Raw genomic sequence first — 14,130 nt, forward strand, 5'->3', positions numbered from 1 at the left:
GCCTCTGTCCGGTCAGTTGCCTTCCTTGCCCTGCACTTCTTCCTGCATGCGTGCCAGGCCCATGTGGCGCACGTCGGTGCCACGTACCAGATAGATCACCAGCTCGGCGATATTGCGCGCGTGGTCGCCGATCCGCTCCAGCGAACGCAGCGCCCAGATCACGCTGAGCACGCGGGAGATCGAGCGTGGGTCTTCCATCATGTAGGTGACCAGCTCGCGCAGGGCGGTCTTGTACTCGCGGTCGACGGTCTTGTCGTACTGCGCCACCGACAGTGCCAGATCCGCATCGAAGCGGGCAAAGGCATCGAGCGCCTGCTGCACCATCCGGCGCACCTGGTCGCCGATGTGCCGCACCTCGACGTAGCCGCGCGGCGACTCGCCTTCCTCGCAGAGCTGGATCGCGCGGCGGGCGATCTTGCTCGCCTCGTCGCCGATGCGCTCCAGGTCGATGACCGACTTCGACACGCTGATGATCAGGCGCAGGTCGGAGGCTGCCGGCTGGCGACGGGCAAGAATGCGCACGCACTCCTCGTCGATATTTCGCTCCATCTGGTTGATCTGGTCATCGACCTCGCGGACCTGCTGCGCCAGACCGGAATCGGCCTCGATCAGGGCGGTGACCGCGTCGTTGACCTGCTTCTCCACCAGGCCACCCATCGCCAGCAGATGGCTGCGGACTTCTTCGAGCTCGGCGTTGAACTGGGCGGAGATGTGATGGGTGAGGCTGTCTTTGTTGATCATGTTCTAACCCTTGCGAACTGTTTTCTCTCGCCGGACAAGCCGGCCCTTGGCAAATCGTGTTGCGCTAGGAGGCGGCGCGCAGACAGTACAAACGAGTACGGCAAGCGCCGCCGACAACGCGCAGCGCGATCTGCCATGGCGGGCTAGCCGTAGCGGCCGGTGATGTAGTCTTCGGTCTGCTTCTTCGCCGGGTTGGTGAACAGGGTATCGGTATCGCCGAACTCCACCAGCTTGCCCATGTACATGAACGCCGTGTAGTCGGAAACCCGCGCCGCCTGCTGCATGTTGTGGGTGACGATGACGATGGTGTACTTGTTCTTCAGCTCGTAGATCAGCTCCTCGACCTTGAGCGTGGAGATCGGGTCGAGCGCCGAGCAGGGTTCGTCGAGCAGCAATACCTCCGGCTGCACTGCCACCGTACGCGCGATCACCAGACGCTGTTGCTGGCCGCCGGAAAGGCCCAGTGCGGACTCGTGCAGGCGGTCCTTGACCTCGTCCCAGAGTGCCGCGCTCTTGAGCGCCCACTCCACCGCTTCGTCGAGCACGCGCTTCTGGTTGATGCCCTGAATGCGCAGGCCGTAGACCACGTTCTCGTAGATGCTCTTGGGGAACGGGTTGGGTTTCTGGAACACCATACCGACGCGCCGACGCAGCTCGGCGACGTCCTCGCCCTTACGATAGATGTCACGACCGTCGAGATTGATCGGACCCTGCACGCGGCAACCGTCGACCAGGTCGTTCATCCGGTTGAAGCAGCGCAGCAGCGTCGACTTGCCGCAACCGGACGGACCGATGAAGGCCGTCACGCGCTTGCGCGGGATGTTCATGGTGACGTCGTACAGCGCCTGTTTTTCGCCGTAGAACAGGTTGAGGCCGGGCACCTCGATGGCCACGCTCTCGTTGGCCATATCCAGACTCTGACGGCTGCGGCCCAGGGCGCTGATATCGATACCGTGACTGTGCGATTCGTGTTGCATAGATTCACTCCGTTTCAAGCTTTAAGCCTGAAGCTGGAAGCCGGAGGCGTTCTTCGCGCGCATCCAGCTTCTGACTTCCAGCTTGATCAATGATCCAGCGCCTTGTACTTCTCGCGCAGATGGTTGCGGATGTACACGGCAGTCAGGTTGAGCAGGGCAATCACCACCACCAGCAACAACGCGGTGGCGTAGACCAACGGCCGCGCTGCCTCGACGTTGGGGCTCTGGAAGCCGACATCGTAGATATGGAAGCCCAGGTGCATGATCTTCTGATCCAGGTGCAGGTACGGGTAGTTGCCATTGAGCGGCAGGCTCGGTGCCAGCTTGACCACACCGACCAGCATCAGCGGAGCCACCTCGCCAGCGGCGCGGGCCACCGCCAGGATCAGACCCGTCATCATCGCCGGGCTGGCCATCGGGATGACCACCTTCCACAGCGTCTCGGCCTTGGTTGCGCCCAGCGCCAGGGAGCCTTCGCGTACCGCACGGGGAATCCGTGCCAGGCCTTCCTCGGTGGCGACGATGACCACCGGCAGGGTGAGAATCGCCAGGGTCAGCGACGCCCACATCAGACCCGGCGTACCGAAGGTCGGTGCCGGCGCGGACTCGGGGAAGAACAGGCTGTCGATCGAGCCGCCCAGCACGTAGACGAAGAAGCCCAGGCCGAACACGCCGTAGACGATCGAAGGCACGCCTGCCAGGTTGTTCACCGCGATGCGGATGATTCGGGTCAGCGGGCCCTGCTTGGCGTATTCGCGCAGGTAGACCGCCGCGACTACGCCGAAGGGTGTGACGATCACCGCCATGATCAGCACCATCAGCACGGTACCGAAGATCGCCGGGAAGATGCCGCCCTCGGTATTCGCCTCACGCGGCTCGTCGCTGACGAACTCCCACAGCTTGGCGCCGTAGAAGCCCATCTTGTCCAGCGGACCCATCGCGTTCGGACGATAGGCGCGAACCACCTTGCCCAGCGCCACCGTGGTCTCGCGGCCGTCGCTGGCGCGCAGGGTCACGCTGTCCCGGTTGACCGCGCTATAGAGCTCGACCATCCGCGCCTCGAGCTTGGCGTAGTCCGCATCCAGCTGCGCGCGCTCGGCATCCAGACCCGCCTGGGCCTCGGCGGTCAGGCGATTTTCCAGCTGCAGTTTGCGCTGGGCCAGCCGCAGCCGTTCCATGCCATGGTTGATCCGGCCGATCTCCTTCTTCTCCAGACGCACCAGTTGCGTGTGCAGCTCTTCGACCCGCTCGATGCGCGCCTGCAGTTCCATCCAGGCGGCATCACCTTCGGCGACCACTTCGCCGCCCTCGCGCACATCGACCACATAACCGTAGAAGTTGCCCCATTCGCGGCGCTCCAGCACGGTGATCTCAGCCGGGGCTCGCGCGTCACTCAGCCATTCGCCGACCACCCAGCTGAAATCCGCACCGAACAGTTCACGGTTGCCGACCTTGAGCAGCTCGCGCGTCATGAACTCGCCACCCTCGGTGGCCACCGGCATACCGGCGGCGGCCAGGCGGGCACGCGGCACCTCCTCGATCTGCACGACTTCGCCGAGCATCACCCTGGCTTCCTGACCGGGGATCCGGTAGTCGGCCTCGATGACGTCCGCCGGCCAGAAGTGGCCCAGGCCGCGGATGGCGATCACAGTCAGCAGGCCGAGGGTCATGATGACCGCAATGGCCACTGCACCACCGCTCATCCAGACGCCCGGAGCGCCGCTCTTGTACCAGGACTTCAGATTGTTCTGCTTCACGGCTGATACCTTGGGTGAAATCATTTTCGTGCTCTCCGGACCCGTCGCTTACAGCGACGAGTACTTGACCCGCAGACGCTGGCGAATCATTTCCGCCAGCGTGTTCATCACGAAGGTGAACATCAGCAGCACCATCGCGGCGAGGAAGAGCACGCGGTAATGGGTGCCACCGACCTCGGACTCGGGCATCTCCACCGCGACGTTGGCCGCCAGGGTGCGCATGCCCTCGAAGATGTTGGCATCCATGATCGGCGTATTGCCGGTGGCCATCAGTACGATCATGGTCTCGCCGACCGCGCGGCCCATGCCAATCATCAGCGCCGAGAAGATGCCCGGGCTGGCCGTGAGGATCACCACGCGGGTCAGGGTCTGCCAGGGCGTGGCGCCCAGCGCCAGCGAGCCGAAGGTCAGGCTTTTGGGCACGCTGAACACCGCATCCTCGGCGATCGAATAGATGTTCGGGATTACCGCGAAGCCCATCGCCAGGCCGACCACCAGGGCATTGCGCTGGTCGAAGGGAATGCCCATGTCGTTGGTCAGCCACTCGCGCATGTTGCCGTCGAACAGCCAGTTCTCCAGGTGGCCGCTGATGGCGAAGGAGAACCAGCCGACCGCCAGCACTACCGGAATCAGCAGCGCTGCTTCCCAGCCGTCGGCCACCCCATGGCGCAGACGCTCGGGCAGTCGAGTCCAGAGGAAGCCGGCAAGCAGAATGCCGACCGGCGTCAGCAGCAGCAGGCTGAATATCCCGGGCAGGTGGTTCTCCAGGAAGGGCGCAAGGAACAGGCCGGCGAAGAAACCGAGGATCACCGTCGGCAGCGCTTCCATCAACTCGATTACCGGTTTGACCTTGCTACGCATGCGCGGCGCCATGAAATAGGCGGTGTAGATGGCCGCGGCAATCGCCAGCGGCGCCGCCAGCAGCATGGCGTAGAACGCGGCCTTGAGCGTACCGAAGGCCAGCGGCGAGAGGCTCAGCTTGGGCTCGAAGTCGGTGTTGGCCGAGGTCGACTGCCAGACGTGGTCGGCTTCCGGATAGCTCTCGTACCAGACCTTGCCCCAGAGCGCGCTCCAGGAAATTTCCGGGTGCGGGTTGTCCAGCACCAGACGCTGCAGGCTGCCGTCGTGCTCGATCAGCACCCGGCTGGCGCGCGGCGAAAGGGTCGCCAGGGCAGCGCCTTCAACCACCTTCTCGGTCAGCAGGGTGCGATGTGCGGTGCTGTGGAAGACGCCCAGCTCGCCCTGCTCGTTGAGCGCGATGAAGCCCTTGCGACGCTCTTCGGGAATGATCTGGGTGATGGCGCTGGTACCCAGGCTGAAGGCGCGTACCGGCTGGAAGGTCGATTTGCCGTCGCCATCGCGGACCATGAACCACTGGCGAATGCCGCCCTCGGCGTCGCCGACCATGATCGAGATGCCACCCAGCAGACTGGTCGCGGCAGTGACCCTGTTGCCGGCGTCCTTGAGCAGCGGATAGCGCCCGTTGAGGCTGCGCTTGCGCAGGTCGAAAACATCCGCAGTGGATTCGCCGTTGATCACATAGAGCCAGAGCTGGCGTGGGTCCAGCAGCAGATCCTGGATCGGATCGGCGATCTGCGGCAGCTCGATACGATCCTGGCCGAGGCTGACCTCGCCGGTGAACAGGTTCTCTTCGCGGCTGATGCTGACCAGATTCAGCTGGCTGCCGCTGGAGCCGGCAAGCATCAAGGTGCCGCTGTTCAGATTGACCGCAACCTTCTCGATCGGACGGCCCTGCGGATCGAGCTCGATCGGCTGCTCACCGAAGGGGAAGTCGATCTGCGGCGCGATCTGGCGCACGTTGTCCGGGTAGGTAATGCGGTAGTTGTGCTGCAGCACCAGCGCGCGGCCGTCGGACAGCCCGAGCGCCATGCGCCGCGAGCCCGGCTGGTCATGCCCCACCGAAACCAGGCTGCTGCCAGCCGGCAGCGGCAGTTGCTGGGAGCTCAGCAGCTCGCCGGTCTTGACCTCGAAGAACTGCACCTGACCACTGACGTCCAGGCGCATCGCGATCTGATTCTGCTCCTCCATCGCCAGCACCAGCGGCGCCTGCGCCTCGGCCAGCCACGCGGGGCTCTGCGCCGGACGGACTTCCAGGTCGGCACCCTGGAACATGGGTGCGACCACCTGGGCCAGATAGAAGAAGATCAGCGTGATGGCCACCAGTACGGTGAGCCCGCCGATGGAGACAAACCAGCCGGCCAGGCGATCCTTGAGCCCGCGAATGCGCCGCTTGCGTCGCAGGGCGGGGGTATTGAAGTCCAGACCGAACGGCGCCTGCTTGGCGCCCAAAGTGTCCTTTGCCAAATCGTTCATGCGAGGAATCTCTGCGCGTACTGAGATGCAGCCGGAGGTCTGCCCAGGGCCGCCAATCTAACCAGCTTGTGTGACAGAAAGATTACGGCGACCAGGCGCGAGCGAGCCCGCGAATCCAGGAGGAAACGCGGGCTCGTGAAGGCGCCTAGATCCATGGCACCCAGGCATCCATGCCTGTCTCGGGAGTGGGTCGGTTACAGACCCAGATCCTTCATCGCTTTCTCGGCAACCTTGGCCGGCAGCGGGATGTAGCCGTCTTTCATGACCACTTCCTGACCCTGCTTGGACAGCATCAGCTTGACGAACTCGGCATCCAGCGGCGACAGCGGCTGGTTCGGCGCCTTGTTCACGTAGACATAGAAGAAGCGCGACAGCGGGAACTTGCCAGCCAGGGCATTTTCTTCGTTGGCTTCGAAAGCCTCGCCACCCTTCTTCGACAGCGGAACAGCGCGCACGCTGGAAGTCCGATAGCCGATGCCCGAGTAGCCAATGGCGTTCAGGGTGCTGGAGATCGACTGCACGACCGAAGCGGAACCCGGCTGCTCGTTGACGTTGGATTTGAAGTCACCCTTGCACAGGGCTTCTTCCTTGAAGTAGCCATAGGTGCCGGATACCGAGTTGCGGCCGAACAGCTGCATCGGCTTGCTGGCCCACTCGCCGGTCAGACCGACGTCGCCCCAGGTCTTGATGTCCTTGTCGCCACCGCACAGACGGGTGCTGGAGAAGATCGCATCGACCTGCTCGATGGACAGCGACTTGATCGGGTTGTCCTTGTGCACGAACACCGCGAGGGCGTCGATGGCAACAGGAACGGCAGTCGGCTTGTAGCCGTACTTCTCTTCGAAAGCCTGGATTTCGCTGTCCTTCATCGGACGGCTCATCGGGCCCATGTTGGCAGTGCCCTCGGTCATCGCGGGCGGGGCGGTGGAGGAGCCGGCTGCCTGGATCTGGATGTTGACGTTCGGATAGTTCTTCTTGAACTCCTCGGCCCACAGGGTCATCAGGTTGGCCAGGGAATCGGAACCAACGCTGGACAGGTTGCCGGATACACCGGAGGTCTTCTCATAGGTCGGCAGAGCCGGGTCGACGGCAGCGAAGGCAGTTGCAGTGCCTACGCCAGCGGCGGCGAAAGTCAGGGCCGCCATCAAACGCTTGAGTTTCATTCCTTGCTCCTAGCAGGTATGGGTGTTGGTAGAACGGGGCCAAGTATCTGCAGGCCGGATGAACACTCTATGAAGTCAAGATGACAGTTGCGTGACTGGTCAAACCTTGGTGCTTGCGACCATTTGGCTAGGGCAAGAGCCCTATCGCGGGCCTCTCAGACGGTTATAATCCCCGGCGCCGCATCCCGCGGAGCGCGCATAACAAGATCACAGCGCCGGAGCGCCAGCATGAACGAACTCGAGCAGGACGATCCCATCCCCCAGGGCGATCTCGCCCTGCAGATCACCGCGCTACCGCGCGAAACCAATGGCTTTGGCGACATTTTTGGCGGTTGGCTGGTTTCGCAGATGGATCTGGCCGGCACGGCCATGGCCAGCCGCATCGCAGGTGGCCGGGTTGCTACGGTCGCGATCGACAGGATGGCCTTTCTGGTTCCGGTCGCCGTCGGTGCGCAGTTGACCTTCTACACCCAGAGCCTGGAAATCGGCCGCAGCAGCATCAAGATGCTGGTCGAGGTGTGGAGCGACGATCCGCTCTCCAGCGAATGGCGCAAGGTCACCGAGGCGGTGTTCGTCTTCGTTGCCATCGACGGCGCCGGGCGGACCCGTCCGGTGCCGGCACGCAAGTAGAAGGCCGCAAGCCCGCCGCCCCCGCACAGAAGCAGCTGATGCGGACATCGCGCCCCATGAACAACGAAGCCCGCGCAAGCGGGCTTCGTTGTTCATGCATCACTGCGGCCCAGTCTCAGCCGCGGATGTTGTAGATGTCCTTCTCGTTGGCCTCGGCATATTCGTACAGCCGCTGCAGATAGGCCTTCTGCTGCGCCCAGACCTTGGCCGCCACCGGGTCGGCCGCAGCACTCGCCTCGACCACTTCGGCCGCCACTTCCTTGAGCCGCGCCAGCACCGTATCGGGCAGCCGACGCACCTGCACGCCCTCGCCCTTGAGGGTTTCCAGGGCATCCATGTTGCGCGCGTTGTAGTCGTCGAGCATGTCGCCGTTCACATCGCGCGCGGCGGCGCGGACGATCGCCTGCAGGTCCGCCGGCAGGGTTTCCCAGGCCTTGATGTTGATGTCCAGCTCGAAGGTGACGTTGGGCTCCTGCCAGCCGGGGGTGTAGTAGTACTTGGCGGCCTTGTGCAGGCCCAGTGCCAGATCGTTGTACGGGCCGATCCACTCGGTAGCATCGATCACCCCGGTCTGCAGCGCGGTAAAAATCTCACCGGCCGGCATGTTGACCACGGTGCCGCCCATCTTGGTCAGCACTTCGCCACCCAGGCCGGGGGTGCGCATCTTCAGGCCCTTGAAGTCGTCGACCGAGTTGATCTCCTTGTTGAACCAGCCGGCGGTCTGCACCCCGGTCGCACCACAGGCCATCGGCAGCACGCCGAACGGCCGGTAGACCTCTTCCCACAATTCGAGGCCGCCGCCACGGTGCAGCCAGGTGTTCATTTCCTGGGCGTTCGGACCGAACGGCAGGGCGCAGAAGAACTGTGCGGCCGGCACCTTGCCCTTCCAGTAGTAGGGCGCGCCGTGGCCCATCTCCGCGGTACCGCGCGACACCGCATCGAACACTTCCAGCGCCGGCACCAGTTCGCCTGCGGCATAGACCTTGATCTTCAGGCGGCCATCGCTCATCTGCTCGACCAGCTTGGCAAAGCGCTCGGCGCCGATACCCACACCGGGAAAGTTCTTCGGCCAGGAGGTGACCATCTTCCAGTTGAAGCGCTCCTGGGAACGCTCGGCGCCACCGGCGGCAGGGGTTTCCTGCTTGCAGGCGGCCAGGGCGGTTGCAGCCAGGCCGACACCAGCGGCGGCGATGATCTGACGACGTTTCATGGTGGATCTCCTTGTTCTTGTTCTGGTCGGGGCTGGCGTCGGAGTGCCAAAGCCGGCTGCGGGTTCCCCTGCCGGCCACGCAAGGCCTCGGATGCCAGGCGAATCGATGCGGCGAAACCCTGAGAGAGTAGATCGCGACGAGCGCAACGCCCACCGCCTACGACCAATGTCGGGGGTCGCGCGACCCGATAGCCGCCGTCGCGCCTCGACGGGCCTGAACGCAGAACCTAGAATCCCCGCCAGCCGGCTTGCCGTCATAACTACAAAAGGATCCGCCCATGCCCGCGCGCCTTCCATTTCTGCTCGGCCTTGCCCGGCTGATCGATGCCGGCAACGGCCTGCTCGGCCGCGCCTGCGCCTGGCTCACCCTGTTCCTGGTCTTCGCCACCGCCGCCGTGGTGGTCCTGCGCTATGGCTTCGGCATCGGCGCCACCGCATTGCAGGAAGCGGTGATGTACGCTCACGCACTGATCTTCATGGGCGCCGCCGCCTGGACCCTGCAGCGCAACGGCCATGTCCGGGTGGACATTTTCTATCAGCGCTTCCCGGTCCGGCGCCAGGCGCTGGTCGAGCTGCTCGGCAACCTGCTGTTCCTGCTGCCGGTGTGCCTGTTCCTCGGCTGGAACAGCTGGGACTATGTGGCCAACTCCTGGTCGACCTTCGAAGGCTCCAACGAGTCCGGCGGGCTCAAGTTCGTCTACCTGCAGAAGAGCATCATCCTGCTACTGGTGGTCAGCCTGATCCTGCAGAGCCTGGCCGAGATCATCCGCTACAGCTACCGCCTGGCCGGCCACGAAGCAGCCCGCGAGCAGGAGGTGCAGCATGGCTGAATTCATGGCGATCCTGCTGTTCATCAGCATCTGCCTGGCGCTGATGGCGGGCTACCCGGTGGCCTTTACTCTCGGCGGCATGGCGCTGCTGTTTGCCGGCTTCGGCGTGCTCACCGGCACCTTCGACGCCAGCTACCTCAGCGCCCTGCCCAATCGGCTGTTCGGCATCATGAACAACCAGACCATGCTGGCGGTGCCGCTGTTCGTGTTCATGGGCGTGATGCTGGAGAAATCCCGCGTCGCCGAAGACCTGCTGGAATCCATGTCGCGCCTGTTCGGCACCCTGCGCGGTGGTCTGGCGATCTCGGTCTGCGTGGTCGGCGCGCTGCTCGCCGCCAGCACCGGCATCGTCGGCGCCACGGTGGTGACCATGGGTCTGCTGGCGCTGCCAACCATGCTCAAGCGCGGCTACGACCCGGCGGTGGCCACCGGCACCCTGGCTGCCACCGGCACCCTGGGGCAGATCATTCCGCCGTCGATCATCCTGGTCCTGCTCGGCGACGTCATGTCCAGCGCCTACCAGCAGGCGCAGCTGAAGATGGGCATCTTCTCGCCGAAGACCGTCTCGGTGGGCGACCTGTTCGTCGGCGCGCTGATCCCCGGGCTGATCCTGGTCGGCCTTTACATCGCCTACCTGATCGGCGTCGCCGTGCTGCAGCCGAAGAAACTGCCGGCGCTACCGCAGGAAGCGCTCGGCCCGATCGAATGGGGCAAGCTGTTCGGCTCGCTGATTCCGCCGCTGCTGCTTATCGCAGCGGTGCTCGGCTCGATCCTCACCGGCTACGCAACCCCCACCGAAGCCGCCGCCATTGGCGCCCTCGGTGCCATGCTGCTGGCCCTGTGGAAACGCCAGCTCAACCTTGCCCAGCTCAAGAGCGTGGCCTACGGCACTACCGAAATCACCTCGATGGTATTCCTGATTCTGATCGGTGCCTCGCTGTTCTCCCTGGTGTTCCGCGGCTTCGGCGGCGAGGTACTGATCGAGGATGCCTTCGCGCAGATGCCTGGCGGCGTCATGGGCGCCTTCTTCGTGGTGATGGCGGTGATCTTCCTGCTCGGCTTCATCCTCGACTTCATCGAGATCACCTTCGTCGTGGTACCCATCGTCGGCCCGGTGCTGTTGGCGATGGGGCTCGATCCGGTGTGGCTGGGGGTGATGATCGCGCTGAACCTGCAAACCTCCTTCCTCACCCCGCCGTTCGGCTTCTCGCTGTTCTACCTGCGCGGTGTCACACCTCGCTCGATCCCGACCGCGACCATCTACAAGGGTGTGCTGCCATTCATCGCCATCCAGCTGGCCATGCTGGTGATCGCCTACATCTGGCCGCAGATCATCACCTGGCTGCCGCACAAGCTGTATGGCTGAGTGGCGACTGCGCCGGGTTTCTCGCAAGAGGGATGAGAGATGGAACTCCCGCTGCTGATCAAGCTGGGCGTGCTGGTAATGACTGCGGTCGCGGCCTGGGAATTGCGCGACAGACTGAAGAATCGCGACCGCAAGATCGACGCGCGGATCAGCGATGCCGTCCTGAAATCCGCGCTGGTAATCCAGGGCCCGGACGGCCCGATCAGGTATGCAGCCACCCTGGAAAACCGCAACCAAGGCTACGAGTTGGCCATTTCCACGGATGCATCCGGCGGTGATCCGCTTGTGACGAGGGAAACCTTCAGCAGCAAAAACGAAGTCGACATGTATCTGCGCGAAAACACCCGTTTTCGCCTGGGTGATTTCGTGCGGCACGCGCAGTGCGGCAAGCGTAGTGCAGCAAACACGGGCTCCCGATTGGTGGATGGCTTCGGCCATCCACCCTACGAAGGCAGCACGCCTACGGAGCAGCTTGCGTAGGGTGGACAACGGCGCAGCCTTGTCCACCAACTACCCCGGTTCCCTTCTCTCGGTAACTCGCCCAGCCCTGACGGTCAGGCCGCGGCGATCACGTCGCCATGATTCTCCGGCTCGATCAGCGCACGATGCAGCGCGCGGATCGCCGCGTCGTAGTCCTCGGCACCGACCACGCACTGCATCTCCACCTGGCGGATCGACTGGTGAATCGCCTGGATGCTGATGCCGGCGCCGGCCAGCGCCGCGACGGTGCGAGCGAGGATGCCCTTGACCTTCAGATCGGAGCCGATCGCCGAGACGATCGCCAGGTTGTGCAGGCGCACCTCGGCGGCCGGGTAACGTTCCTCGATCAGCCGTGCGGCGCGGTCGATCAGCTTGCGCGAACCGGAGCAGTAGTAGGTGATGCTGTTGGCGTCGGAGTCCTTATTCACCACGTACAGGCGCAGCTGCTTGAGCAGGCGGCTGATCTCCATGTCGTGGCCGATGTCGCCGAGCATTTCCTGGTCGAACACCTCGATGCCCCAGACATCGCGGCGGCCGGCAATGATCTCCACGCAGGGCGTCGCGCTGCAGTAGTCCTGACTGATCAGGGTGCCGGCGTGCTCGGGTTCGAAAGCGTTCTTGATCCGCAGCTCGATGCCGGCGCGGCGCAGGGTACGCGCCGCGCGCGGATGGATGGCCTCCATGCCGAGGTTGGACAGCTGGTCGGCGACGTCGTAGTTGGTGCGACCGATGGTGACCACGGCGTCGCTGCCGACCAACAGCGGGTCGGCGCTGGAGAGATGGAATTCCTTGTGGATGATCGCCTCGCGGGCGCCGGTGCTGGCAGCGATCTGGGCGAAGGTGATCTCGCTGTAGCCACGGTCGAAGGTGTTCATCAGCCCTTCGCGACAGTGCGCGTAGCCGGTGGCGATGAGCAGCTCGCGACCGGGCTCGGCGCCTTCGAAGGCGCGGGTGATCATTTCCTCGAAGGCCAGCGGCTGATCCTGCTGCCAACCTGTGAGATCGATCATGCGTGCGGCGACGCCGCGCTGCTTGAGCGCCAGCACGGCGTTGAAGGCGCTGTGCGCCTCGCCCAGTGAGGCAAGCATCTCGCGCACCTTCATCAGGTGCTCGGCCATCTGGAAGTGGCCGTAGCTGCACAGCCGCTGCAGGCTGCGCATGCACTCGCGGGCATCGTCCAGGCGCGCCTCGATGAAGCGGTCGGCGAACTGGCGCTGGAAGATCTGCGGGAACAGCTCGGCGTTCTTCGCCAGCATGCGTTCGCGCAGCGTCTCCAGGGCCGGCAGCCAGGCGCCTTCGTTGCGCGCCTCGGCGAAGCGCTGGTAGACGCCGGGCTCGCCGGTCTTCTTGTGTTCCAGCAGCAGGTTGGTCATGCCGGCGTAGGCCGAGACCACGAAGATGCGGTTGTACAGGCGCTCGCCCTGGCGCTCGCCGATGAGCAGGTTGTCGAGCAACTCGTCGAAGCGGCTCATGGAGGTGCCGCCGATCTTTTCTACGGTATGCATGGGGGATTCGCTGTCCGTGGCGGCGCGGTCAGCCGACCGCGCGTTAAACACAATGGGTTCAGAGGTAGCGCTGCGGGCCGATTGCCAGCGGGCTGAAGTCCTCGCGCTCGGCGACGAAGGCCGGGCGCGGCGCGCGTCCGCAGAAGGGCGCCTGCACCGCGTTGTCGACGTGGTTGTAGACGTAGAACAGGTTGCTGCGCGCGTCCGGACTGATGTTGCCGTTGGAGCCGTGCATGCAGTTGCAATCGAAGAACACCACGCTGCCGGCCGGACCGAGCGCGCTGTCGATGCCGTGGCGGGCGGCCAGCTCGCTCAGACTGTGCTGGTCGGGCACGCCGATCTCCTGCTTGCGCAGGGATTTCTCATAGTGGTTCTCCGGCGTCTCGCCGACGCAGCGCACGTAGTGCTGGTGCGAGCCGGGCATCAGCAGCAGCGGGCCGTTGTGCGCCTGGTTGTCGGTAAGCAGCACCGAGCAGGACAGCGCGCGCATGCGCGGCATGCCGTCCTCGCAGTGCCAGGTCTCGAAGTCCGAATGCCAGTAGAACTCACGGCCGTTGAAACCGGGTTTGAAGTTCATTCGCGACTGGTGCACGTAGATGTCGCCACCGAGAATGAAGCGGGCGATCCCGGCAATCCGCTCGTCGCAGGCGACGCGGGCGAACAGCGGGTTGTCGCGGTGGATCTGGAACACCGAGCGCACCGCGCCACTGTCGGGTTCCAGGATGGTCTTGCCGGAAGCGGCCACCGCCGGGTCCTGGCGGACGCGCTCGATTTCCTCGCGCAACACGGCCACTTCGGCTGGGCTGAACAGCTCTGGCAGGATCAGGTAACCGTCACGTTCGAAGGCATCGATCTGCTCGGCAGAAATCGGCGCCTGGTGGCGGTCGCCCTGCCAGATCACCGGGTCCAGGCGCTGCTGCCAGCTCGGCTCGGGGTCCTGGCGTGAGGGGTAGAGGTCGGCGTGCTGGTTGGCTGGCCGGCTGGCGAGCCGGTTGGCTAGCCCAATAGTCATGAATCCTCCGTTTCTGCTATTTGAAGGCGCAAGGATGCCGCGCCTGGGATGCTGCGAGGAGCTGCGCCCGGGAGGTGAGGCACCCGCACGGCGCCTCACGGATTCCGTTTTCAAAGGGGGGCGCA

12 protein-coding genes are annotated in these 14,130 nt (G+C 64.4%); 4 read left to right on the plus strand and 8 right to left on the minus strand.

Going from position 1 to position 14,130, the window contains the following annotated elements:
• Positions 1–12: 12 nt before the first annotated feature.
• The 5 genes from phoU to DBO85_RS17810 all read right to left on the minus strand — a co-directional run bounded on the left by phoU (position 13) and on the right by DBO85_RS17810 (position 6,972).
• Positions 13–741 (minus strand): phosphate signaling complex protein PhoU, encoded by a 729-nt coding sequence (phoU, locus tag DBO85_RS17790; RefSeq protein WP_108108932.1) that lies wholly within the window; start codon positions 739–741, stop codon positions 13–15.
• Between the two features lie 143 nt (positions 742–884).
• Positions 885–1,718, minus strand: coding sequence for a phosphate ABC transporter ATP-binding protein PstB (gene pstB, locus DBO85_RS17795; protein ID WP_108108934.1), 834 nt, complete (start codon positions 1,716–1,718; stop codon positions 885–887).
• A gap of 86 nt (positions 1,719–1,804) precedes the next feature.
• The gene (gene pstA, locus DBO85_RS17800) at positions 1,805–3,499 is read right to left on the minus strand and encodes a phosphate ABC transporter permease PstA (RefSeq protein WP_177429800.1); all 1,695 of its coding nucleotides are present in this window, start codon (positions 3,497–3,499) and stop codon (positions 1,805–1,807) included.
• A gap of 24 nt (positions 3,500–3,523) precedes the next feature.
• The gene (locus tag DBO85_RS17805; protein ID WP_108108936.1) at positions 3,524–5,809 is read right to left on the minus strand and encodes an ABC transporter permease subunit; all 2,286 of its coding nucleotides are present in this window, start codon (positions 5,807–5,809) and stop codon (positions 3,524–3,526) included.
• A gap of 194 nt (positions 5,810–6,003) precedes the next feature.
• The gene (locus DBO85_RS17810) at positions 6,004–6,972 is read right to left on the minus strand and encodes a PstS family phosphate ABC transporter substrate-binding protein (protein ID WP_108108938.1); all 969 of its coding nucleotides are present in this window, start codon (positions 6,970–6,972) and stop codon (positions 6,004–6,006) included.
• Positions 6,973–7,200: 228 nt separating this feature from the next.
• Between DBO85_RS17810 and DBO85_RS17815 the strand changes: the two genes are divergently transcribed.
• On the plus strand, positions 7,201–7,602 hold the full coding sequence (locus tag DBO85_RS17815; protein ID WP_108108940.1) for an acyl-CoA thioesterase: 402 nt from the start codon (positions 7,201–7,203) through the stop codon (positions 7,600–7,602).
• 115 nt (positions 7,603–7,717) lie between these two features.
• On the opposite strand, the gene DBO85_RS17820 is transcribed toward DBO85_RS17815, so the two are convergent.
• Complete coding sequence (locus tag DBO85_RS17820) at positions 7,718–8,812, minus strand: TRAP transporter substrate-binding protein (RefSeq protein ID WP_108108942.1); 1,095 nt, start codon at positions 8,810–8,812, stop codon at positions 7,718–7,720.
• A 278-nt stretch (positions 8,813–9,090) separates the two neighbouring features.
• Here DBO85_RS17820 and DBO85_RS17825 point away from each other — a divergent pair, with 278 nt between their 5' ends.
• The 3 genes from DBO85_RS17825 to DBO85_RS17835 are packed head-to-tail and all read left to right on the plus strand — an operon-like array spanning position 9,091 to position 11,488.
• A complete protein-coding gene (locus tag DBO85_RS17825; protein ID WP_108108944.1) occupies positions 9,091–9,642 on the plus strand; it encodes a TRAP transporter small permease subunit in 552 nt (183 codons plus the stop codon).
• Positions 9,635–11,008, plus strand: coding sequence for a TRAP transporter large permease (locus DBO85_RS17830; RefSeq protein WP_108108946.1), 1,374 nt, complete (start codon positions 9,635–9,637; stop codon positions 11,006–11,008). Before DBO85_RS17825 ends, DBO85_RS17830 begins: the two co-directional genes overlap by 8 nt.
• 39 nt (positions 11,009–11,047) lie before the next feature.
• Positions 11,048–11,488 (plus strand): hypothetical protein, encoded by a 441-nt coding sequence (locus DBO85_RS17835; RefSeq protein ID WP_108108948.1) that lies wholly within the window; start codon positions 11,048–11,050, stop codon positions 11,486–11,488.
• A gap of 74 nt (positions 11,489–11,562) precedes the next feature.
• Here DBO85_RS17835 and DBO85_RS17840 read toward each other — a convergent pair whose 3' ends face one another.
• Complete coding sequence (locus DBO85_RS17840) at positions 11,563–12,993, minus strand: aspartate kinase (protein ID WP_108108950.1); 1,431 nt, start codon at positions 12,991–12,993, stop codon at positions 11,563–11,565.
• Between the two features lie 58 nt (positions 12,994–13,051).
• Entirely contained in the window at positions 13,052–14,005 is a 954-nt protein-coding gene (gene thpD / locus DBO85_RS17845) for an ectoine hydroxylase (RefSeq protein ID WP_108108952.1), read from the minus strand.
• Positions 14,006–14,130 lie beyond the last annotated feature (125 nt).

It is taken from the genome of Pseudomonas mangrovi, from assembly GCF_003052585.1.
GTDB classification, from domain to species: domain Bacteria; phylum Pseudomonadota; class Gammaproteobacteria; order Pseudomonadales; family Pseudomonadaceae; genus Aquipseudomonas; species Aquipseudomonas mangrovi.